At 56.8% G+C, this 22387-nt stretch carries 18 protein-coding genes and 2 tRNA genes; 12 read left to right on the top strand and 8 right to left on the bottom strand.

Annotated elements, in window-relative coordinates; translation table 11 throughout:
• The first annotated feature begins 68 nt into the window (after window positions 1-68).
• From ACR0NE_RS07890 to ACR0NE_RS07915, 6 genes are all read left to right on the top strand, one after another.
• Window positions 69-1355: a homoserine dehydrogenase gene (locus ACR0NE_RS07890; RefSeq protein WP_170597906.1), complete on the top strand. Its 1287-nt coding sequence runs from the start codon at window positions 69-71 to the stop codon at window positions 1353-1355.
• Between the two features lie 71 nt (window positions 1356-1426).
• Complete coding sequence (glpX, locus tag ACR0NE_RS07895) at window positions 1427-2410, top strand: class II fructose-bisphosphatase (protein ID WP_170597904.1); 984 nt, start codon at window positions 1427-1429, stop codon at window positions 2408-2410.
• Between the two features lie 90 nt (window positions 2411-2500).
• On the top strand, window positions 2501-4243 hold the full coding sequence (recJ, locus tag ACR0NE_RS07900) for a single-stranded-DNA-specific exonuclease RecJ (RefSeq protein WP_170597902.1): 1743 nt from the start codon (window positions 2501-2503) through the stop codon (window positions 4241-4243).
• Window positions 4244-4352: 109 nt separating this feature from the next.
• A tRNA-Glu gene (locus ACR0NE_RS07905) sits at window positions 4353-4427 on the top strand.
• 22 nt (window positions 4428-4449) lie between these two features.
• Window positions 4450-4524, top strand: a tRNA-Glu gene (locus tag ACR0NE_RS07910).
• Window positions 4525-4738: 214 nt separating this feature from the next.
• Complete coding sequence (locus tag ACR0NE_RS07915) at window positions 4739-5530, top strand: inositol monophosphatase family protein (RefSeq protein ID WP_170597900.1); 792 nt, start codon at window positions 4739-4741, stop codon at window positions 5528-5530.
• A gap of 4 nt (window positions 5531-5534) precedes the next feature.
• Here ACR0NE_RS07915 and ACR0NE_RS07920 read toward each other — a convergent pair whose 3' ends face one another.
• From ACR0NE_RS07920 to ACR0NE_RS07940, 5 genes are read right to left on the bottom strand one after another with little or no spacing between them, the layout of a single operon-like run.
• The gene (locus ACR0NE_RS07920; protein WP_170597898.1) at window positions 5535-6101 is read right to left on the bottom strand and encodes a histidine phosphatase family protein; all 567 of its coding nucleotides are present in this window, start codon (window positions 6099-6101) and stop codon (window positions 5535-5537) included.
• On the bottom strand, window positions 6102-7163 hold the full coding sequence (locus ACR0NE_RS07925) for an ABC transporter ATP-binding protein (protein WP_170597896.1): 1062 nt from the start codon (window positions 7161-7163) through the stop codon (window positions 6102-6104).
• 11 nt (window positions 7164-7174) lie between these two features.
• A complete protein-coding gene (locus ACR0NE_RS07930) occupies window positions 7175-9388 on the bottom strand; it encodes an ABC transporter permease (protein WP_170597894.1) in 2214 nt (737 codons plus the stop codon).
• Window positions 9389-10414, bottom strand: a complete 1026-nt coding sequence (locus ACR0NE_RS07935) for an ABC transporter substrate-binding protein (protein ID WP_170422361.1) — start codon at window positions 10412-10414, stop codon at window positions 9389-9391.
• Window positions 10415-10473: 59 nt separating this feature from the next.
• On the bottom strand, window positions 10474-10938 hold the full coding sequence (locus ACR0NE_RS07940; RefSeq protein ID WP_170396245.1) for an NUDIX hydrolase: 465 nt from the start codon (window positions 10936-10938) through the stop codon (window positions 10474-10476).
• Between the two features lie 224 nt (window positions 10939-11162).
• On the opposite strand from ACR0NE_RS07940, the gene ACR0NE_RS07945 reads away from it, so the two are divergent.
• Genes ACR0NE_RS07945 through ACR0NE_RS07970 form a run of 6 tightly spaced genes read left to right on the top strand, consistent with a single transcriptional unit; the run spans window position 11163 to window position 16387 of the window.
• On the top strand, window positions 11163-12017 hold the full coding sequence (locus tag ACR0NE_RS07945; protein WP_170597892.1) for a DeoR/GlpR family DNA-binding transcription regulator: 855 nt from the start codon (window positions 11163-11165) through the stop codon (window positions 12015-12017).
• 13 nt (window positions 12018-12030) lie between these two features.
• On the top strand, window positions 12031-13005 hold the full coding sequence (gene phnD, locus ACR0NE_RS07950; protein WP_170396240.1) for a phosphate/phosphite/phosphonate ABC transporter substrate-binding protein: 975 nt from the start codon (window positions 12031-12033) through the stop codon (window positions 13003-13005).
• Between the two features lie 58 nt (window positions 13006-13063).
• Window positions 13064-13858 carry a phosphonate ABC transporter ATP-binding protein gene (phnC, locus tag ACR0NE_RS07955; RefSeq protein ID WP_170403402.1) on the top strand — a complete coding sequence of 265 codons (795 nt, stop codon included), beginning with the start codon at window positions 13064-13066 and terminating at the stop codon, window positions 13856-13858.
• Window positions 13855-14670 carry a phosphonate ABC transporter, permease protein PhnE gene (gene phnE, locus ACR0NE_RS07960; RefSeq protein WP_170403405.1) on the top strand — a complete coding sequence of 272 codons (816 nt, stop codon included), beginning with the start codon at window positions 13855-13857 and terminating at the stop codon, window positions 14668-14670. Before phnC ends, phnE (ACR0NE_RS07960) begins: the two co-directional genes overlap by 4 nt.
• Window positions 14670-15485 (top strand): phosphonate ABC transporter, permease protein PhnE, encoded by an 816-nt coding sequence (gene phnE, locus ACR0NE_RS07965; RefSeq protein ID WP_170396234.1) that lies wholly within the window; start codon window positions 14670-14672, stop codon window positions 15483-15485. Before phnE (ACR0NE_RS07960) ends, phnE (ACR0NE_RS07965) begins: the two co-directional genes overlap by 1 nt.
• Complete coding sequence (locus ACR0NE_RS07970; protein WP_170597890.1) at window positions 15449-16387, top strand: HAD family hydrolase; 939 nt, start codon at window positions 15449-15451, stop codon at window positions 16385-16387. Before phnE (ACR0NE_RS07965) ends, ACR0NE_RS07970 begins: the two co-directional genes overlap by 37 nt.
• 71 nt (window positions 16388-16458) lie before the next feature.
• Here the strand turns inward: ACR0NE_RS07970 and ACR0NE_RS07975 are convergent, their stop codons facing one another.
• From ACR0NE_RS07975 to ACR0NE_RS07985, 3 genes are all read right to left on the bottom strand, one after another.
• Complete coding sequence (locus tag ACR0NE_RS07975) at window positions 16459-20877, bottom strand: nSTAND1 domain-containing NTPase (RefSeq protein ID WP_170597888.1); 4419 nt, start codon at window positions 20875-20877, stop codon at window positions 16459-16461.
• Window positions 20878-20892: 15 nt separating this feature from the next.
• Window positions 20893-21357, bottom strand: a complete 465-nt coding sequence (locus ACR0NE_RS07980; RefSeq protein ID WP_170396227.1) for a hypothetical protein — start codon at window positions 21355-21357, stop codon at window positions 20893-20895.
• 113 nt (window positions 21358-21470) lie between these two features.
• Window positions 21471-22361, bottom strand: coding sequence for an adenylate/guanylate cyclase domain-containing protein (locus ACR0NE_RS07985; RefSeq protein ID WP_170597886.1), 891 nt, complete (start codon window positions 22359-22361; stop codon window positions 21471-21473).
• Between the last annotated feature and the right edge of the window lie 26 nt (window positions 22362-22387).

Raw genomic sequence — 22387 nt, forward strand, 5'->3', positions numbered from 1 at the left:
GCTAAGGCAGCCCGCAAAGGACACTTCGCCATCGCGGGCGGTATAGCGAGCAGAAAGGACCCAAGGGAATGACACAGGCGCTGAGGCTTGGAATTGCCGGATTGGGAACCGTTGGCGTGGGTGTGGTCAAAATTGTGCGTCGTCATGCCGATTTGTTGCACGCCCGCACCGGGCGTCGCATCGAGATCACCGCAGTTTCGGCCCGTGATGCCAGCAAGGACCGTGGCGTAAACCTCTCGGATTATGCATGGGAAACCGATCCCGTTGCATTGGCCAAACGCGAAGACATCGATGTTTTTGTCGAACTGATGGGCGGCGAGAACGGCCCCGCGAAAGCTTCGGTCGAGGCGGCGCTGAACAGTGGCAAGGATGTCGTCACCGCAAACAAGGCACTGCTGGCGATTCATGGGCAGGAACTGGCGGAATTGGCCGAAGCCGCAGGGCGTGTCATTCGCTTCGAAGCGGCTGTCGCGGGTGGTATCCCGGTAATCAAATCTCTGACCGAAGGACTGGCGGGTAACGAGATCACGCGTGTCATGGGCGTCATGAACGGTACCTGCAACTATATTCTGACCCGGATGCAATCGCAGGAGTTGGGCTATAACGCCCTGTTCGAGGAATGCGCGCAGCTTGGCTATCTTGAAGCTGATCCTAATCTGGATGTTGGCGGCATCGACGCGGCGCACAAACTGGCGCTGCTGTCTTCGATTGCCTTTGGCACCAAGCCGAATTTCGACGGGATCGAGATCGAGGGCATTCAGCATATTAGCCTCGATGACATCCATCAGGCCCACGACATGGGGTATCGCATCAAGCTGTTGGGTGTGGCACAGCGAACGGCGCGCGGACTGGAACAGCGGATGCAACCCTGTCTAGTGCCAAGCAATTCTCCGCTAGGTCAGTTGGAAGGCGGAACAAACATGGTTGTGCTGGATGGGGACGCAGTTGAACAAATCGTTCTGCGTGGCCCCGGTGCTGGCGAAGGCCCCACCGCCAGCGCAGTGATGGGCGACGTCTGCGATCTGGCGCGAGGCCTGCATATACCGACATTTGGCCGCCCCGCGACGACCCTGCAAGACGCAGCCTCCGCCGTTACTGGCCTACCTGCACCCTACTATCTGCGGCTCGGCCTTCTGGACAAGCCCGGCGCGCTGGCAAAGGTCGCGGCGATTCTGGGCGATGCTGGCGTCTCGATCGACCGGATGCGGCAGTATGGGCACACAGAAAGCACAGCGCCTGTGCTGATCGTGACCCACAAAACCACGCGGGCGACGCTGGACCATGCACTGGATGGCCTGCGCTCCACCGATGTGGTGGCCGGAGAACCCGTCGCCCTGCGTATCGAACAAGTCTGACCCCTTGCGGCCTATGCTGCGCGCAGGCTATGCCGGATAAAACGCCTTAGCTGACCAAAGGATATGCGAAGATGAACGCTGCCAAGATCGATTTCAACGACCGCCTGCTGTCTCTGGGCCTTGCACGGGTGGCAGAACAGGCCGCGCTGGCGTCCGCCTCTCTGGTTGGCCGGGGTGATGAGAAAGCTGCCGATCAGGCTGCCGTCAACGCTATGCGTGAACAACTGAACCTTCTGGACATTGAGGGTGTCGTTGTCATTGGTGAGGGCGAGCGTGATGAAGCGCCAATGCTCTATATCGGCGAAGAGGTTGGCACTGGTAACGGCCCGGGCGTAGACATTGCGCTGGACCCGCTTGAAGGCACAACCCTGACCGCCAAGGATATGCCCAACGCGCTGACCGTCATTGCCATGGGCCCGCGCGGCTCAATGCTACACGCTCCGGACGTATACATGGACAAACTGGCCATTGGTCCGGGCTTTCCCGAAGGTGTCGTAAGCTTGGACATGAGCCCGCGCGATCGAGTTGAAGCGCTGGCCAAGGCCAAAGGCTGTGAACCTGCGGATATTACCGTATGCATATTGGAGCGTCCCCGCCACGAAGCGATGATTGCTGAAGTCCGCGATACCGGTGCGTCGATCCGCCTGATCACAGATGGCGACGTCGCAGGTGTGATGCATTGCGCCGAAAGCGAAGTGACCGGCATCGACATGTATATGGGTCAAGGTGGTGCGCCCGAGGGTGTGCTTGCCGCAGCCGCGCTGAAATGCATGGGTGGACAAATCTATGGCCGCCTGTTGTTCCGTAATGACGACGAACGTGGCCGGGCGGCCAAGGCGGGCATCACCGATCTGGACCGTGTTTATGCGCGCGACGAGATGGTAACGGCGGATGTCATCTTTGCCGCTACTGGGGTCACCGGAGGCTCACTGCTGCCGCGCATCAAGCGGGAACCGGGTTGGGTTGAAACAACGACGCTGCTCATGCGATCAAAAACGGGCTCGGTGCGGCGGATGTCCTACCGCACGCCGATGTGGCCACACAACGAAGCATAGCGGCTTGCGCCAGCGCCTTCAGCAAGAGTATTCATAAAAGACCAAGAGGCCGGATCCGCAGGGGTCCGGCCTTAGTGCATGAGGTGAGATGTGGCATTTCTGGGCGTAGAGCAATCTCTGACGGGGCGACGCTGGATCGGACCGGGGATTGAGGTCGAGCGGTCAGCAGAAATGATGGCGCAGCAGACAGATCTGCCTCGCGCCGTCTGTCAGGTTTTGGCACGGCGTGGTGTTCCGGTGATGGAGGCCGCCGGTTTCCTGGAGCCTAAGTTGAAGGAACTGCTGCCCGACCCGCGATCGATGAAAGATATGGAAGTCGCTGCGGCCCGGTTTCTACAATCTGTGCGCAAGCGCCAAAAGATCGCAGTTTTTGCTGACTATGATGTGGACGGGGGCAGTTCGGCTGCGTTGTTGTTGGTGTGGCTGCGCCAGATGGGGCTTACCGCGACGCTTTATGTGCCCGACCGGATTGATGAAGGCTATGGGCCAAATGTACCTGCAATGCAGGAACTGGCGGCTAGCCATGACCTGATAATCTGCGTGGATTGCGGAACGCTGAGCCACGAACCTATCGCGGCGGCGAAGGGTGCGGATGTGATCGTTTTGGATCACCATTTGGGTGCAGAAACCCTGCCGGATTGCGTCGCGGTGGTGAACCCGAACCGACAGGACGAAAGCGGCGATCTGGGCTATCTCTGCGCTGCTGCGGTGGTGTTCCTGATGCTGGTCGAGGCGGGTCGTCAGTTGCGTGAGGCCGGGGCCAAGGGGCCGGATCTGATGGCAATGCTCGATCTGGTGGCGCTGGCCACGGTGGCGGACGTTGCGCCGTTGATCGACGCCAACCGGGCGCTGGTTCGACAGGGCCTGAAAGTGATGACCCAAAGGCAAAGGCCTGGTTTGGTCGCGTTGTCAGACGTGGCGCGCATGGATACCGCGCCCAATAGCTATCATCTGGGGTTTCTTCTGGGGCCGCGCGTCAATGCAGGCGGTCGCATTGGTCAGGCTGATCTTGGCGCGCGGCTGCTGAGCACGGACTCGATCACTGAGGCCGAAGCCTTATCCGAGCGGCTGGATGCCCTGAATTCGGAACGGCGCGAGATCGAAAACGCGGTCCGCGCGGCGGCCTTGGCGCAAGCCGAGGACCGTGGGTTGGATGGGCCGCTGGTCTGGGCTGCAGGCGACGGTTGGCATCCCGGCGTGGTAGGTATCGTTGCTTCGCGGCTGAAAGAGTCGGCAAACCGGCCCGCTATCGTGATCGGGTTCGACGGGGATGAGGGCAAAGGTTCAGGCAGGTCGATCTCGGGCGTTGATCTGGGCGCGTCGATCCAGCGACTGGCTGCCGAAGGGCTGCTGGTTAAGGGTGGTGGCCACAAGATGGCGGCCGGTCTCACGGTGATGCGTGATCAGTTGGAGCCTGCAATGTCGCGCCTGTCCGAGCTTCTGGCCAAACAGGGTGCAGGCCAAGGCGGTCCCGCCGACTTGAAACTGGACGGGGCGCTGATGCCCGGGGCCGCGACAGTCGATCTGATCGAACAGGTAGAGAAAGCGGGTCCTTTCGGGGCCGGTGCCCCTGCCCCGCGCTATGCGCTGCCTGATCTGCAAGTGCGCTTTGCTAAACGCGTGGGCGAAACACATTTGAAGCTGTCACTTTCGGATGGAATGTCTGGCGGACTGGATGCCATCGCCTTTGGCGCGTTCGACGGTCCGTTGGGGGATCGCCTGTCTAATCACGGCGGTGCGCGGTTCCATTTCGCGGGTCGGCTTGAGGTGAATACCTGGGGCGGACGACAGAGCGTGCAGCTGCGGCTGGAAGACGCGGCAGAAGCTGTCTGACAACCGTTTCAACGCCGCTCAGGAACGGCCAAAAAAGTTTCACAGCCTTGCGTTTTTCGTCTTGCGGGGGGGGAAGGTAAACCGTAAAAGGCCCTCCACAAGCCAGCGTGGCCCGTTCGTCTATCGGTTAGGACGCCAGGTTTTCAACCTGGAAAGAGGGGTTCGATTCCCCTACGGGCTACCACTTGTGCTTGTTTGGTCTAAATGGCCCGTTCGTCTATCGGTTAGGACGCCAGGTTTTCAACCTGGAAAGAGGGGTTCGATTCCCCTACGGGCTACCATTTTTTTCAATGCTAAAATCGTTCCCGGCGACGTATTCTTACAGCATCGTGTTTAGCACGAAACCTGCGCGCCCCGTTTTGAAGACGCGAAATGCGGTTGAAGGCACGCCTGTCATTGGCTGCCCCGGACCGAGTTCACCAGCATTTGGTATTTGCCATTCCATCACCAAGCCTGCACAGTTTTGGCCAACAACAGATATGATTTGGATTCCCAATGGATTACCTCAAAGAACGCAAAGACTTCGCGATCGCGATCTGCAAGGAAGCTGGCACAATCGCCTCCAGATATTTCTCCGACCGAGGCGGTTTGATCGTCGATCAAAAAGGCGCACAGGATTGGGTCAGCGAGGCAGACCGGAATGTCGAAACCTTCATCCGCCAGAGGATCGCCGAGGCTTGGCCCAACGATGGCATATTTGGCGAAGAGCATGGTGAAACACAAGGTTCAAGCGGATTTGACTGGGTGATCGATCCAATCGATGGCACCACGAATTTCGTCAATGGCATTCCGGCCTGGACCATCGTTCTGGCGAGCGTCGCTGAGGAAAATACCGAGATCGGTGTAATCCATGACCCAAATATCAATGAGACCTTCGTAGCCTCGCGCGGAGGCGGGGCAACACTGAATGATGCGCCAATGAGGGTCGCTTCGGGTGTTGCGCTGCATCAAGGAACGGTGGCAGTGGGTTATTCGAACCGGGTGGATAACCGTAACATTGTTCCAATCGTCGCGAACCTGATCGAGCGTGGGGCCATGTTTCACAGAAACGCCAGTGGCGCGCTGTCACTGGCCTATGTCGCAGCGGGCCGGCTGCTTGGCTATGTCGAAGAACATATGAACGCCTGGGATTGTCTGGCTGGTCAATTGATGATTGCGGAAGCAGGCGGCGTGGTCGAAGATCAGGACGCAGGCGCAATGATCCGCAACGGCGGTCGGGTGATCGCTGGTACTCCGGATGTGTTTGATACTTTGCGTGAAATCTCTGAGAACGCATGGCAGGCCTGACAATCTAGTCGATTGAGCGCCATCCGCTCAGCGGTTTAAGGTCCGTTAGATCGGCTTGCCAATAATGGCCTTGCCCGGGCTGATCATACCTCCGATCAATGGGGCGGCCCGACAAGGAGCACCACAGAAGGGTCCCGACGGCCCCATGGGTAACGATGGCGAGGTCACTGCCATCATGCGTTTCGATAATTGAAGTTACTGCTTGGTTTATCCGCTGCTGGGCGGCAGCGGCAGTTTCCCAGCCGCGAAAACTGGTGTTGGGGTGGGCAAAGAATGCGTCAGCGGCAGCTTCGAACCGGTCACGCGGCAAAAAACCGGTGGCGCTTCGATCATTCTCGCCAAGTGCGGCATCTTGTTTTATCCGCAGGCTTCGGGGCGCAGCCAGGATGTCGGCCGTCTCGCGGGCCTTTTGCTCGGTGCTGGCCCATAGGTGGGTAACTTCTGCAAAAATTCCGCTGGTTGCGAAGGCCGCAGCGCGGCGGCGGCCTACCGCGCTAAGCCCCCAGTCCTGAATGGGGGTGTTCGGGTCAATGATGACCTCGGGGTGCGTGATGATTAGAAGACAGGGCATCTATTCGGGCAAAAGCACCGGACCTTTCTCGGCGAAGGCCATCTGTACTTCTGTACCCGGCTCTAGCGGCGCATCGACATCGTCATGGACTGCAAAGACCTGGCCGAACGCACCAGTCAGAGTGTACTCCATTCGGACACCCACATAGGTGGCTTTGGAGACGGTCGCTGCAACCCCTTGCGCGGCTCCAATCACAAGTCGAGAAGGCCGGATGGCGACGGTCGCAGGCCCTTCGGTCAAGCCACGGGATGCCAAGGTATGGCGGTAGCCTTCGATCTCGATGGTGGCCATGTCGCCGTCGACCGAGATGATCTGGCAGGCAAGCAGATTTGCCTCACCAATAAAATCAGCAACAAAGCGATCATTTGGGGCGTCGTAAAGCTGGCGGGGCGTGCCAATCTGGGCAATCGCGGCATTCCGCATCACGACGATTTCGTCGGACACCGCCAGAGCCTCTTCCTGATCGTGTGTCACGTAGACGACGGTCAGGCCAAGGTCTTGCTGAATGGCCCGGATGTCCTCGCGCACCTGGCGGCGTAATTTCGCGTCGAGGTTAGAAAGCGGTTCATCAAACAACAGCACCTGTGGTTCCAACACCAAAGCCCGCGCTACAGCGACGCGCTGCTGTTGGCCACCAGACAGTTCTGACGGGAGGCGGCCGTCAAAACCTTTCAGTCCAACCAGCTCTAAACCGTCCAAAGCGCGGCGGCGGGCCTCGTCTTTAGCAAGACCCGAGAACGTGAGGCCATACATCACGTTCTCAAGCACGCTCATATGAGGAAACAGCGCGTAGGACTGGAACACCATGGATACGTCGCGGTCCGTCGCGGGCAGTTTGGTCACATCGCGATCCCCGATGGTGATCTTTCCTGAGGTGGCCATTTCGAGCCCTGCGATCATCCTCAGCGTCGTCGTCTTGCCGCAGCCTGACGGGCCCAACAGCGTGACCAGCTTTCCGGCTTCGACATGCAGGTTAATGTTGTCAACGGCAACGACATCCTTGCCAAACATCTTTGTGACGGACTCGAACCGAACCGGCGCGGCTTTGGACTGCAGGCTCATGTCAAACTCTCCTAAACATTGGTCCGCGACTGCGTCATTCGTCGCCCGATCTTGGTCCGGCCCACGATCAACTGCATAAGGGCAACCACTGACAGCATCACAAAGATCAGAGTGGTGGAATAGGCGATGGCGAGACCATAGTCGTTATTCTCGACCCGCCCGATGATATAGCTGGTCGCCATGTCATATTCCGCGCTGACCAGAAAGATCACGGCCGAAATCGCCGTCATGGCCCGCACGAAGCTGTACACAAGCGCCGCAAGAATTGCCGGGCGCAGTAGTGGTAGGATGATCCGCCGGAAAGTCTGCCACGAATTTGCCCCGAGGGTCAGAGATGACTCGTCAAGACTGCGATCCAGTTGCGACATGCTGGCGATGCCGGCTCGGACACCGACCGGCATATTGCGGAAGATGAAGCTGACAACAAGGATGACACCGGTGCCCGTGATCTCGATCGGTGGCACGTTGAAGGCGAGAATGTAGCTGACACCGATCACGGTACCGGGGATGGCAAAGGACAGCATGGTGCCGAACTCAAAAGCGTCTTTGCCTGCGAAACTCTGCCGGGTTAGTAGATAGGCCGTCACGAGCCCAACTGCAGCCGTAAGCGGCGCGGCGATTGCGGCGATTGTTATGGTGGTCCAGAAACTGTCCCATGCGGCCCCTGTCCAGCGAATTCCTTCCGACTCGAACCGAACCGAGAAGGCAGTGACGTAGTGCTTGAACGTCAGGGAATTATTGACTCCCCACAGTTCAACCACGCTGCCGTAGACGATCATGGCGTAGACGACGATGGTAAACACCGCCCAGCCAAGGGCGACGGTTAGCACCGGGATGGAAAGGCCGGTTGGCATCAATGGATGTACGCCAGCGTCACCTTTGCCCGTGACTGTGGTGTAGCTTTTCTTACCCAGCCAGGCTCGCTGCGCGTAGAAGGCTGAAAGCGTGAAGAACAGAAGCACCATGGCCAGAACCGCAGCGCGGCCTTGATCATATTGCGCACCAACAATTGCAAAGAAAATCTCGGTCGACAGCACATCGAAATTGCCACCTAGCACAAGTGGGTTGCCGAAATCGGCCATGCTTTCGATGAAGCCCAGAAGGAAAGCATTAGCAAGGCCAGGGCGCATTAACGGTAGGGACACGGTTTTGAACGTCTGCCATCTATTCGCGCGCAATGTCTGGGCTGCTTCTTCCATCGAGGGAGACACCCCTTCAACGACGCCAATCAGCACAAGGAAGGCGATGGGTGTAAATGCCAACGTCTGCGCAATCAGAACACCCGGCATGCCATACAGCCAGCGAGTGGGTTGGGTGCCGAATAATTCGGCAAAGAACTGCGTTACTGAACCCGACAATCCAAACAGCAGGATCAGCGCTAGGCCGATCACGAACGGTGGCGTGATAATCGGCAGAACCGTCAGTGCGCGCAACGCGCGCTTGTACCGAAAGCCCGAGCGGGTCACGACAAGCGCAAAGCACAAGCCGAGCGCAGTGGTGATGAAGCCGACGAGGATGGACAGAAACAGTGAGTTCCATGCCGCCCCGCATCGTGCGCCCCAGAAACATCCCAGCCCCCAAAGCCGGTCGTCAAAGAACTTCGAGAAGAACACTGCGATGGAGTACGCGCCCTCTTCCGTCACAAAGGCAGCGAACAGCATCTTGGCGATGGGAAAGAACACAAACGCGGTGACGATGGTGATCACACCGCCGATGGCGCTGACCACGAAGACGTCTCCGTTAATCGCCCCACGTGCGGCGACACCCTGGGTCAGAAGGAACAGAAAACTCGACGCGCAGATCATCGCGCCATAGCCCATGCCGAATTGCCGATCACCGAGCTCTCCGAACAAGGCTTCCAGCCAATCGAAATTGTAGCCTCGGATTCCGATGCTGAACCCTTGTGCGATCAGCCAGCCGAAGCCCAGTGCCCCTGACAGGATCAGAATGCGCGCATACAGCGGATCTGATTTGGCGCGCCTTAGTACCGAAAGCGGCAATAGTAGAGCGATAAGAAGCGGCGCAAGCCACAGTTTTTCGCCCTGACCGATCAGAAAGGCAGCAGGCGCATAATCTTCGTCAAACGGGTAGCCGTCCAAAAGCCACTCGAACGACCACAGGCCACCGTCAACCATGTACCACGGCAGCAGGCAGAATCCGACCCACCCGGCGATGACCCAGAAGATCAGAACCGGATGGGTCGTTTTTGTCGTGTCGTCAGTCATTTACTGCGGCAGTACCGAAACCTCTTCGTCCCATTTCTGCAGCAAGCGCTTGCGCTCATCCGACGAGCCGTATTTCTTGAAGTCATAGTCGATCAGCTTGATCTGGCTCATGTCAGGCGCGCTTTCCGAAGTTTCAGCACCTTTGTTTGACGGCACTTGGAAGGCATTTACCTGAAGGGCGAGGTTCTGCGCCTCGGGCGACAATGCCCAGTCATAGAACTTTTTGGCCTCATCTTCGTTGCGCGCGCCTTCGATGATCGACATCGAACCGATCTCGTAACCAGTACCTTCACATGGCGCGACGACTTTGATCGGGAAACCCGATACCGCCTGCTTTACTGCGTCATGCATGAAAACGATACCAATTGTATTCTCGCCTCGACCAGCAGCCTTGATCGGTGCCGAGCCCGACTTGGTGTATTGGTTGATGTTCGAATGTAGCCCCTTCATGAATTCAAATCCTTCGTCCTCGCCGAAGATTTGCACCATCGAGGCCAGCGTCGTGTAGGCCGTACCTGATGAGTTCGGGTTCGCCATCTGAACGTGCCCCTTGTACTCGGGCTTCAGAAGGTCCTTCCAGCAAGCAGGTTCGGGAAGGTTGTTCGCGGCGACTAGATCGGCATTGTAGCCGTAACCAAGCGCACCTGAATAGATGCCGATGGTCTTGTTACCAGCGCTTTCCGCCTGAGAAATCGCCCAATCATGAAGCTGGTCACGCATCGGCGACATGTATTCCATCGTCAGGCCCTCTTCTGCGGCCTGTAGATGTGGATCACCGGTACCGCCCCACCAGACATCACCCTTGGGGTTGGAGCTTTCTGCACGGATCTGAGCAAATGTCTCACCTGAGGATTTACGGGTCATATTGACGTCAATGCCAGTCGCATCTTCGAAACTGCGCGCCATAAGCTGGCACCAATCCTCTTGTGCCGAACAATAAAGTGTCAACTTGTCAGCCTGTGCCGCTGACATCGATGCGGCAAGGGCAATAAGCGATCCCAACGTTGTGGATGTAAATTTCTTCATTGATTTCTCTCCCTTTAAGTTCACTGCGTCCGGATTTCCCGGCTCTTATATGCCCTTCCTCATGCGGCCTTTCGCAATTTCTCGATAACAGCCAACGTCTCTTGATTATCTGACAGGCTCTTTAACAAACGCGCCAGTTCTTTCTCTTCGACAAGCTTTGCGGCCTTGGCAGGTGAGAACCAGTGGCGCTTGCGTTCGTCGCGTTCCTTCCAACGGCGTTTGAGCCGTTCCACAATCAACGGATAAAGCGTTACGCGGCAAGGCACGCTGCTTTTACCCTCGTATCGCTTATCATAGTGAAAGCACCCGATCGATTTCTTGGAGATAAAGCCAACAGCTCCGGCCTCTTCCAAAGCTTCGATTTCAGCGGCATGCCAAGGCTTCTTACCATCCATCATCCAACCTTTGGGGATGACCCACCGCCCCCGGTCACGCGAAGTGACCATGAGAACCCGCAGCTTGTCGGACTTGTCCCATCGCACTGGAAGCGCACCGATCTGATCTGTGAATTCGGTCTTGCTCATGCGCGCGCTCTTAGCTCTGGCACTACGCAAAGGGCAATGGCAACACATACGTGCTGTTGAACAAGGTGGCCACATCCAGAACGCCGGTGCACTTCGATTGCTACGCCTCGAAATAGAAACAGTTCTTTGAAGTCTCACAATGAATCGTGGGCTTTGCAACAGAAATTGTTGCAAAACGACTGAAACGCCACAAAAGTGAGATTGAAACCGAGTCGGATTGCCAGATGCCCAAAGCGGAAACGCGCGATAAGAAAACCAACAAGCGCCAGAGTCGGTTCAAGAAATCCGACCGCCGCCGTGAGATATTGTTGGAGTTGAAGCTTCGCCCGCACGTCCGGATCAGCGAATTGGCGCAGCGTTTCAATGTCTCGGCGGAAACGGTGCGCCGGGATTTTGATGCCCTTGCCGATGATGGGCTGATCTCGCGGGCGCATGGCGGTGCCTCTGCCCCGATACAAGGACGTTATCCAAGTCTGGATGAGCGCACCCACGCCCGCCTTGATGAGCGTGAAAAGATCGGCAAATGCGCAGCTGACCTGATTCAGGAAGGCGAGACGGTGATGATCGATTCCGGCTCAACCACGATCGAGATGGCCCGTATGTTGGCGTATCGGGGCATTCACTGCACGGCAATTACGAATTCGATACCGGTGGCCATGACCCTTGGTCACGCACCCGTTGAAGTCATTCTATGCCCAGGCGAATATCTGACCGCCGAGTCCGCCACGATCGGGACAGATACACTGGATTTCCTGTCTCGTTTCAACGTCGATCGCTGCATGATTGGCGCGTCCGGCCTGTCAGAAGAAGGGCCGTCAGAAACCGTGCGCGGTTTCGCAACCGTCAAACGGATGATGCTGGCACGCGCCGCGACGCGACATCTTCTGATCGGGTCCGAGAAATTCGACCGCAAAGGTTTGACCCGTGTGGGCGACCTTGACGGGCTGAATTCAATCGTAACTGATACCAAACCAACAGGGGATTTGCTTGGCGCGATCAACGACGCCGGGGTGAAGATTCTTGTCGCTGAGCAGTCCTTGCAAAGAACGACAAACCGTGGACAGAAAAGCCACGCATGACTGGGAGGAAGAAATGAAATTTGATATCAAACTACTGATCGGAGCTTCCGCAATCGCGCTCTTGTCACTTTCGGGCACGGCTTCGGCGCAAGACTGCCCGCGCGGTGATCTGGATGCGCGGTTCTGCGATGCCGATGGCGATCTGATCGCGGATATCCCCGCTGATCCTGCCGATCAGATTGATCCTGATACTCTGATCTTTGCCTACACCCCGGTTGAAGACCCTGCCGTATACAAAACTGCTTGGTCGGACTTTCTTGATCATCTGAAAGCGGAAACTGGCAAAGACGTTGTTTTCTTTCCAGTTCAGAACAACGCGGCCCAGATTGAGGCCATGCGTTCGGGGCGTCTGCATATTGCGGGCTTCAATACCGGTTCAAACCCGTTGGCCGTGAACTGTGCTGGTTTCCGACCCTTCACGATCATGGCGTCGAAAGACGGAAACTTCGGATACGAGATGGAGATCATCACCTATCCCGGTTCAGGCATCGAAAAGGTTGAGGATATCAAGGGCAAGCAATTGGCCTTTACTTCTCCTACTTCGAACTCGGGCTTCAAAGCGCCGTCAGCGATCCTGAAAAGCGACTTTGATCTGCTACCCGAACGCGATTTTGAGCCGGTTTATTCGGGCAAGCACGACAACTCGATCTTGGGTGTCGCCAATAAGGACTATCTGGCTGCCTCGATCGCTAATTCGGTCAAATCGCGGATGATCTCGCGCGATGTGATCAACGAAGACGACGTAATCACGATCTACAAGTCGCAGACCTTCCCGACGACAGGCTTTGGAACCGTGTACAACCTGACGCCGGAGCTACAGGAGAAAATCCGCAATGCCTTCTTCAGCTTCGACTGGGAGGGAACGACGCTTGAGGCTGAGTTCTCGAAATCGAATGAAGGTCAGTTCCTTGAGATGACCTATCAGGAGTTCTGGGACGTCATCCGCAAGATCGACGCGGCCAACGGCGTTTCCTACGCCTGCCAGTAGTCGATACTACATCCAACGGGCCCTGCGGGGCCCGTTACCACCCGAACCGGGGGCATAAATGCTGCGGCTTCAAAAGCTTACAAAAACTTATAAAACCGGCGATCAGGCCCTGAAGGCGATCGATCTAGATGTGCCAAAGGGCCAGGTTCTGGCGCTGATCGGGCCTTCTGGTGCTGGCAAATCCACCATGATCCGCTGCATTAACCGTTTGGTTGAACCCACAAGTGGCGAGGTTCTGCTGGACGACGTGGACCTGGTCAAACTCGGCTCGGGCGCGCTGCGGAAAGCACGTCGTGAAATGGGGATGATCTTTCAGGAATACGCACTGGTTGAACGCCTGACCGTCATGGAAAATGTACTGTCGGGACGGCTGGGATATGTTGGGTTTTGGCGGAGCTTCCTGCGACGTTACCCCCAGTCTGACGTGGATGAAGCATTTCGCCTGCTGGATCGCGTGGGTCTGTTGCATATGGCCGACAAACGAGCGGACGAACTGTCAGGTGGTCAGCGTCAGCGGGTTGGAATATGCCGGGCGCTAATCCAAAATCCCAAGCTTCTGCTGGTGGATGAACCGACCGCCTCACTGGACCCAAAAACCAGCCGTCAGATCATGCGCTTGATTACCGAGCTGTGTCAGGAACGCGGATTAGCCGCGATAATCAACATTCATGACGTGGCCCTTGCGCAAATGTTCGTACCGCGCGTCGTTGGCCTACGCTTTGGTGAAATCGTATTTGACGGCCTCCCCTCTGGGCTTACGCCTGACAAGTTGACCGAAATCTATGGCGAAGAAGACTGGGAAGCGACCATAGAGAAAGTTGAAGACGACGAAGAGATCGAGGCCGCGGAATGAGCCATCCCGAACTTGATGACCTGCTGGGCAAAGGCTGGCGGAAACCGGCCTTCGTCAAAAACGCCTTACTGCGCTGGACCTTGATCGTTGGATTCGTCGCCTATCTGATTGCGGCATTTATGACCATCGAGGTGGATTGGGGCCGGGTTTATGAAGGCTTGGATCGCGGTTGGGCTTTTGTCCTTGCTTTCACAAGCCCGGATTTCATATCGCGCTGGAGCGATATCTGGAGCGGTCTTCTTGAGAGCATCGTGATGACGGTTGCAGCGTCGGTGGTGGGCATCCTGATATCGATCCCGATCGGACTGGGCGCTGCACGCAATATTGCGCCTCTCCCGGTCTATGTGATCTGCCGAGGCATTGTTGCGATCAGCCGCGCCCTGCAAGAGATCATCGTCGCCATTCTTCTGGTTGCCATCTTTGGGTTCGGACCTTTAGCCGGCTTCCTGACACTGTCCTTCGCCACTATCGGTTTCCTGTCCAAGCTCTTGGCTGAAGACATCGAGGCCATGGACAAAGTGCAGGCCGAGGCGATCAAAGCCTCGGGCGCGCGATGGATGCAATGGATCAACTACGGCGTGCAGCCACAGGTCATGCCGCGACTGGTCGGGCTGTCGATGTACAGGATCGATATCAACTTTCGCGAAAGTGCAATTCTTGGGCTTGTGGGGGCCGGTGGCATTGGGGCAACGCTGAATACGGCGTTTGACCGTTATGAGTATGACACTGCGGCAGCCATTCTGATCCTGATCATCGGGATCGTCATGGCGCTCGAATACCTCTCGGGTATCATCCGCGCGAGGGTCCAGTAATGCCAGTGCTTGAACATGAAGGTACGCAAATCTGGCGCAGACGCACGACCGGTCAAAGCCTTGTGCGTTGGTTTTGCTGGCTGTTGGGTGTGGCGGTCTTTGTCTACTGCTGGCAGATCATCTCGGCCTCGACGACATGGTTCTTTGTGTGGGACGCACCCCGGATCGCGAACGATATCTGGACCCGCGCGACACCACCAAAGTGGGACTACATCACGCAGTTAGGCCGCCCGATCTGGGACACGCTGAACATCGCCACACTTGGTACGATCATTGCGCTGTTCCTTGCCGTACCGGTCGCCTTTCTGGCCGCCCGCAACACCACGCCGTCGGCCGTGTTCATCCGCCCCATCGCGTTACTGATCATCGTCTCAACCCGCTCGATCAACTCGCTAATCTGGGCGCTTTTGTTAATCGCAATCATTGGACCCGGAGTATTCGCAGGTGTTATCGCCATAGCCATTCGTTCGATCGGCTTCTGCGCCAAGCTTCTCTATGAAGCCATCGAGGAAATTGATCACACCCAAGTCGAAGCCATCACCGCCACCGGCGCATCCCGCTGGCAAGTCATGGCCTATGGAATCGTCCCGCAAATATTGCCCGCCTTTGCCGGGATCGCCGTATTCCGCTGGGACATCAATATTCGCGAGTCTACGGTTCTTGGCCTTGTGGGCGCAGGCGGCATCGGGCTGCAATTGTCGGCGTCGCTGAACGTTCTGGCATGGCCGCAGGTCAGCCTTATCCTGATCGTCATTCTGATTGCCGTCATGATCAGCGAATGGGTGTCTGCCAAAGTACGAGGGGCAATTATTTGAGCCGCTTCACGACCCAAGAGGCTTTCGACGCCTACGAGGCCGTTCGGCATCGGCTTCCGGCTGCTGAACCAGCTATTCAATCCTATCAGCATGCGAACACTTTGATGGATATTGCTGAAGGCTTCGATGTATTCCTTCTGGATGCGTTCGGTGTTCTCAATATCGGCGAGACTGCGATTCCCGGTACAGCCGCGCGGGTTGATCAGCTCAAAGCCATGGGTAAACGCGTTCTGGTCGTCTCGAATGCAGCTGGTCAACCTCATGCGGCGCTCGTCGAGAAATACGCCCGGCTGGGATATGATTTTGCACCAGAAGATATCATCACAAGCCGCGCAACACTGCTGGCTGAGCTGGGCGGTCAACGCGCGCTGCACTGGGGTTTGATGGCAACACCCAGCACCGGCCTTCGCGATCTGGAAGATTTGAACCTGACTTATCTCGATGACGATCCCGAGCCCTATGACTCGGTTGAGGGGTTTCTGATGATCGGCTCAGCCGTCTGGTCCGAGGCACGTCAGGCTCATTTGGAAGCAGCCCTGCTAAAACGCCCGCGTCCGGTATTGGTTGGAAATCCGGACATAGTCGCACCACGCGAGCACGGGTTTTCAGACGAACCCGGTCTGTTCGCGCATCGTCTTGCCGATCGAACCGGCGTTGTACCCGAATTCTTCGGCAAACCATTTGAGAATATTTTTGACTTGGCTTTTAAGCGACTTGGCCGGGTCGATAAAACTCGCGTGCTTATGGTTGGTGACAGCTTGCATACCGACATATTGGGGGCCCATGCTGCCGGAATCGCCTCGGCCCTGATTTCGGGGTACGGTTTTTTCGCAGGGCATGATGTCGATGACGCAATCACACAGGCGCAAATCATGCCGGATTTCGTTGTGAACCGACCATAATCTGATCACGCCTGCTTAGTTCCGCTTCAAATCCAAGCGCCCGCCCGAGCTTTTCAATACTCGCCATGTGATCAATTCGCGAAGGCATCACAGGTCGTTGTTGGCTCATCGCTTCCCAAATACTGAACCCTGCGCCCTTCATCGAAGGTTGGACTGCCCAACGCACATGCGATCTCTAAGCTCAACCTGTCCCAAACCCGAACATCACCGGCTTCGCTGGTTGTCGCAAAAGAATGTCCGTCAGGTGCCAGCGCGATACGCCAGGTCGGGCCTGCATGGATCTTTTCGACAGGCATGAGCCGACGGTGCGTCGCGGTATCCCACCAATGCAGTTCCCCAGATCGGTCGATTGCCACCAAGGTTGCCTCATCCGCCAAAAAGGCAACATCCGTCGCCCCACCCTTATGGCCACCATAAGCGGCAATCTCTTCGCCGGTTTCAACATCCCAGACCTTGACCACCTCATCGCTGGAAGCAGTTGCAGCCTGTGTGCCATCACGACTGAAAGCAACACCCCAAAGCGTGTTGTCATCAGCTTCAATCACTCTGATCAACTGACCGTCGCCAATCGACCAAATATAGACCTTACCGTCCACCGAGGCCGCTGCCAGCATGCTGCCATCTTCAGAGGCGGCGACACGATTTGCCTGAATGTCAGCTGGCGCAAAGCTCTTGACCAAATTAGCCTCTGAGATATCGATTTGCAGCACTCCATCTCCTGTCGCCACAAAGACCTCGGGACCTGACCCCGGCATGATCGACCAGACGGGAGCCTGCCCCAGATCGAGTTGATTTTTCAGCCGCATGGCAGCCATGTCCCAGATTTTCAAGCCGCCTTCGCGATCACCAGTCACCATGGTTTTGCCATCCAGCGAGAAAGAGATCGCCCACACCTGGCTTTCATGCCCCTTCAGCTGCATGGGTTTCATGGAAGCCCCCATCTTCCAGACCCAGATGTTCCCCTCACTGTCACCGATGGCTATAGACTTTGCATCCGGCGTATAAGCGATGCCCAGCGCCTTTGCCCCGTTCTGCAAAACAAGCGTGTCTTTGCCGCCGGGGTCGGTCCCAATCCGCCAGAGACGTACCTGCTGATCCCGGCCCAAAGTCGCCAGCAACGGGGCATTTTGGGCGACTTCAAGGTCCACAACCCTCTGACTGTGCGCTTGCACCACATCGCCAACACGTTCCATGTTTGAATTTTCCAATCGCAGCGTTCCGTCTGCCCCTGCCCCTACCAGCAGATTGTCCGGCGCGGTAAATGCTGCTGCTACGATGTCGGTACTATCTGAAAAACGATCAACAATTGGAGAACCATCCGGAAAACCAATCGTCGTGACCTTCCCGTTCGTATGGGATACCGCGAATGTTCTCCCGTCGCGGCTGAAGGACAGGTGATCGGGGTCAGGCCCCAGCGGACCGCCCGGTATCGGCGGAAATGCAGGCGTAGCCTTTGCGTCGACCCAGCCGAATATGCCACCATCGACATTTCCGGCAACAAGTCCTTCTGAAACGGGCGAAAACGCGACCTTTTTGAAGCCCAGCGGCATTTTCGCCAATGGCTCTCCAATTTGCATTCCATTGGAAACGTTCCAGAGGCGAACGGTCCCGTCACCGGTCGCCGATGCGATACGCTTGCCGGTGGAATCAAAGGCCACGCCAAATGCGACGTCATTGCCAGAGAACAGTGTCGTGATCGGGCCGTATCTGGCCGAACCAACATTCCAAAGGCGGACATCCCCATCCGTTGCCGCTGAAACCAGCAACTCTCCATCGGGAGAGAATGCAACATCCCTTATCCCGCCGGAATGCCCCACCAGTTCAGCAATAACCGCTCCGCCGGATTCAGCCCTATGAACCACGATGCGCCCATCACGTAATCCAACCGCAACACGCGTACCGGATGCATCAATAGCCATCGTCTGCGCGTCACCAACCGTAAACGGGCTGCCCAGTGGGACAAGCCCACCCTCACCCAGATTTTGCCGAGCCATCAGCATCGCCGCCCTCGCTTCTGATGTCGAACCAGCAGTTTCGGCTCGGACAATCGCTTCGGCGCTGAGTGACAGGGCTAGCAAGGGATCTGTATCCGATAACCCGTTCGCCGCAGCGCCTAGCGCCCTTGCGAACCTTTCATTGGCTTCAGCTGTTGCGGCAACGGCCATCTGTCTGTTGCTTTCGGCAAGGTTGGACGCGCGGATAGCCAAGAAAGACGAAACCGTTGCGCCAATGGCCAGCAAGGCAAGGGCAGCAACGGCAACTTGATTGATACGTCGACGCCGACGCCGGCGCATTTTGGATGCAGCCTGCGCTTGGTCACGCGCATCTCGTGCAGCGCCCAGAAATTCCCGCTCTAACGCACCGAGGATATTCTGGTTCTTCACCGACCATTCTTCAGCCGACAACAACCTTGTGCCGCGATAAAGTAAATCGGGCTCGCGATTTTCAACATCCCACTCTGCAGCGTCATGCTGAATACGCTGACGCATGCGCAGATCATCGCGGCTTTCTTCGATCCATGAATTAAGTCGCGGCCATGTACGCAGCAGCGCCTCATGCGCAATCTGAACATTTTTGTCATCCAGCGTCAGCAACCGCGCATCTGTCAAAGCTTCAACGACCCGCCGCGTTGTGTCCGGGTCCGAGTCGCGCTCGATCTCATCGATCGGCAACAACCGCCGTGTGTCCGGAGTCCCCTCGCCGGGCGTAACCAGACGCAAGAATAGCCGCCGGGTTGCCTCTTGCTGAACTTTGTCAAAAACGTCTGTGAAAAGTGTCTCTGCTGTCTGGCTGATTGCCCCTGTGACACCACCGGACTGACGGTAGCCGTCCAGAGACATGACCGCACCTTTACGTCGGCTCCATGTTTCATACAGAGAATGCGCCACCAGCGGGAGCGAACCCGCTTCGCGCCCGGCCTCATCAACGATCGCATCAATAAGGGACCTGTCCATGTGCAAACCAGCTGCATGTGCCGGTTCGCTGATTGCGCGGCGCAGCTCGGGCCGTGTCATCGGCCCGACCAAAAACTGGTTTTCCGAGATTCGATCCGCAAGCCACGGTATCTCTGCACAGGATGCATAAAAGTCCGCACGGATTGTCAGCACGATACGAACACGGCTATCTGCGGGGTCCGTCATAGCTGACAAGGCTTCGATGAACTTGCTTCTGCGTTCATGTTTGACCAGCGTGAACAGTTCTTCGAACTGATCAATGCAGATCAACAACTCTCCTTCATTCGCGGTGGCCAATCGGCGCGCCGCACTCGGATAGGCGATGAAGTCGTTGAGCGAGACCTGAGCCGTAAGGTGAGAATTGTCGCCGATGAGTTGAAAGTACAAATCGGTCATTGGATCGCGCCCGGGAGTAAAAACACAAACGCGCCAGTTTTCGCTACCGGATATCGCGTTGGCAGCGATCGCTGGCAACAGCCCTGCTCGCAGAACGGATGATTTACCACTACCGGATGAGCCACCCAGAACCAATATCCGGCTCTGTTGAAGCCGGGTCACAAGTTCCTCAACAAGATCCTCGCGTCCAAAGAAATAGTCGGAATCCTCTGGCTGGAACGCGGCGAGCCCTTTGTAGGGGCATTCCACCCTACTTTCCGATATCTGCGTCACCGCTTCGGATGCGGCCTCTCGCCGGTCACGATCCAACGCATCATTCATTGCACTGCGCCAGGACACCATATCCAGAAAACGCGCCTGCGGGTCCATTGCCATCCCGTGCTCAATGCAATCGCGCCACATTTCCGGCAGGCTGGAAAGATACTCGGTAACGCGATGGAATGGCGGCGGCGCTTTTCCCGTCAGGACATGCCACATCAGCGCGCTGGCCGAATAGATGTCGGTCATCGGCGTTACGGGTTGCCCGTGCTCAGCTTGTTCTGGCGCTTGATAGAGCGGTGTCCCAGCCATCATGGTCGCGCCGGTCACACCGATCGCTAAATCCTTCGCAATACCGAGATCCGCCAGAAAAACCCTCTCGTCTAGGCCGACCAAAGCATCAGAAACCGTCGTGCTGTTATCGTCTTTGGACCGCTTCACTCGTTGCAGAAGGACATTTGCGGGTTTGACGTCCCGATGCACGACATTCGCGTCGTGAACCGCAGACAAGCCATCTGCCATTGCATCAATCAGTATTTCCACACCTTCGCGTTTGGCCAAAGCAGCGGGGCTTAGACGCTTTAGTCGGTCGGCCAATGTGCCGCGATCCGCGTAGTCCATGACAAAATAGGGCCGCCCGTCCTCCAAACGCCCCACGTCATGCACGGAGACAACGCGCGGAGATCGAATGCGCCGCAACAGACGGGCTTCTTCGAGAAAATGGGTGATGACTTTGTCATTGGTCGCAAGGTTGGCGTGCAGAATCTTGAGGGTTACCGGAACCTCCAACTCGTCGTCCCGCGCAAGGACAACCGCCGCGAACCCACCGCTCGCGATTTCACGGTCAACAGCGTAACGGCCGATGAACGCGGGAAAAGTCATGATATTCTTGGCGCTTCAGAGGTGCTCTTGCACATCCACGCAATGATACTTGGTCGCATCCAATATGTTGTGGTCCCTATCGGCAGCAGTAACGCACAGTGTCGTCCCTCCCTCGCGCGCCGATGTCGAGGCCGCCTCCTTCGTCACATAGCTTGGGTAATCATCGTGCCGATGCCACCTGCCCTGAACGGCATTGAATTCGCTTTGGGCATTTCTGCCGACTTGCTCAACGGAATAGCTTTCGCCCCACCATGTATGGAAATGGTTCTTCGATACGTCCGGAGTGAAATTCGCATCGTAGTTTACAAGCAGTTCGTCGCCCTCTTTGGCGACCGATACAATCTGCACCTCACATCCATCCACAGGGCAGGCATTGGGCATCGCTGACTGGGCAGTTGCATCAGCACCAAACAAGAGTGTAGCTGCACCCAGGATCAGAGCGCCCTGACGAAGCTGGTTTCCTGAAGTATTCAATGACATCATTCCCTCCCAATCTTGGTTGAAATACGCAATTGGTGCCGATTCTAGCACAATCGCGAGTTTCTTTCTGAGACTTTCACCACAGAAGCCAGAATTCAGGCGTGCCACGTCGTTTATCGGCGGACGACCTCAAACTCTAATGGGCGCGCATCAGAGTGCAAAATTGATAGTGCAGGCGATATCAGCCCGCTATCGGCCAGCATTATGTTCTCGCGCTTAAGCTGGATTTCACGCGCATTCTCGAATTGTACGTAAGTTCCCGACGAACTGCGATCCGCCAGCATCAGCTTCCCGCCTTTCATGCTGAGTACCGCATGCAGTCGCGAAACCCACGGCTCAGGCAGGATGACATCGCATTGACTGGATCTGCCGATCGTTAGCTCCCCGCCTTCCCGACACCGCCAGGTATGATCGTCGTGATAAAGAATGAGCGCAAAGCTTTCATTCTGTTGCATGCCCTCAGATCCGCTGGCCGTCTGCGTCGGCAGATGCATCACGGTGCTTAACCCGTCCGTTGAGGCCAGGACTGAATAAGCTTTGACCGGTTCACTCACACCTTTCAGGCGAAGCGATCCGATTGGGGTGAGCATCTGGAGACTTTCGGGGCTTAGATCCTTGGCGACGCTTTCGCTGACACAAGCTTCACCCGGATTGGCCGCGGCCGCCAAACGTGCGGTCAGATTAACTGTTTCGCCAAATATCCCATTATCGCCAATAACAACAGGACCTTGATGAACACCCGCGTGGACCGACAGTAATGTTCCAGGCGGTTTCTGAATCATCTCTACAACCGCGATTACGGCGGCCTCGGGTTCCTTGAAATAGGACAAGACGTCATCGCCTTTCTGCCCCACAGGAACTCCGCCAAACCCAAGTAGAACCTCACGCAATCGATCGATTTCAAACTGAATCAACTGCTGTGCCTGATCGTCCCCCATTTCTTCGTAGAACGGAGTGCTGTCAGAAATGTCAGCAATTATGGTCGTGACGAGCTTGGTTTCCACGGTGCTACTCGCAATTTGCTTGTCCG

The sequence above is a fragment of the Ruegeria sp. C9 genome (genome assembly GCF_056537585.1).

Coding starts and splice junctions, on each gene's coding strand:
- ACR0NE_RS07890 (WP_170597906.1), top strand. CDS start 69: ATGACACAGGCGCTGAGGCTTGGAATTGCCGGATTGGGAACCGTTGGC.
- glpX (WP_170597904.1), top strand. CDS start 1,427: ATGAACGCTGCCAAGATCGATTTCAACGACCGCCTGCTGTCTCTGGGC.
- ACR0NE_RS07915 (WP_170597900.1), top strand. CDS start 4,739: ATGGATTACCTCAAAGAACGCAAAGACTTCGCGATCGCGATCTGCAAG.
- ACR0NE_RS07920 (WP_170597898.1), bottom strand. CDS start 6,101: ATGCCCTGTCTTCTAATCATCACGCACCCCGAGGTCATCATTGACCCG.
- ACR0NE_RS07925 (WP_170597896.1), bottom strand. CDS start 7,163: ATGAGCCTGCAGTCCAAAGCCGCGCCGGTTCGGTTCGAGTCCGTCACA.
- ACR0NE_RS07930 (WP_170597894.1), bottom strand. CDS start 9,388: ATGACTGACGACACGACAAAAACGACCCATCCGGTTCTGATCTTCTGG.
- ACR0NE_RS07935 (WP_170422361.1), bottom strand. CDS start 10,414: ATGAAGAAATTTACATCCACAACGTTGGGATCGCTTATTGCCCTTGCC.
- ACR0NE_RS07940 (WP_170396245.1), bottom strand. CDS start 10,938: ATGAGCAAGACCGAATTCACAGATCAGATCGGTGCGCTTCCAGTGCGA.
- ACR0NE_RS07945 (WP_170597892.1), top strand. CDS start 11,163: ATGCCCAAAGCGGAAACGCGCGATAAGAAAACCAACAAGCGCCAGAGT.
- phnD (WP_170396240.1), top strand. CDS start 12,031: ATGAAATTTGATATCAAACTACTGATCGGAGCTTCCGCAATCGCGCTC.
- phnC (WP_170403402.1), top strand. CDS start 13,064: ATGCTGCGGCTTCAAAAGCTTACAAAAACTTATAAAACCGGCGATCAG.
- phnE (WP_170403405.1), top strand. CDS start 13,855: ATGAGCCATCCCGAACTTGATGACCTGCTGGGCAAAGGCTGGCGGAAA.
- phnE (WP_170396234.1), top strand. CDS start 14,670: ATGCCAGTGCTTGAACATGAAGGTACGCAAATCTGGCGCAGACGCACG.
- ACR0NE_RS07970 (WP_170597890.1), top strand. CDS start 15,449: ATGGGTGTCTGCCAAAGTACGAGGGGCAATTATTTGAGCCGCTTCACG.
- ACR0NE_RS07975 (WP_170597888.1), bottom strand. CDS start 20,877: ATGACTTTTCCCGCGTTCATCGGCCGTTACGCTGTTGACCGTGAAATC.
- ACR0NE_RS07980 (WP_170396227.1), bottom strand. CDS start 21,357: ATGTCATTGAATACTTCAGGAAACCAGCTTCGTCAGGGCGCTCTGATC.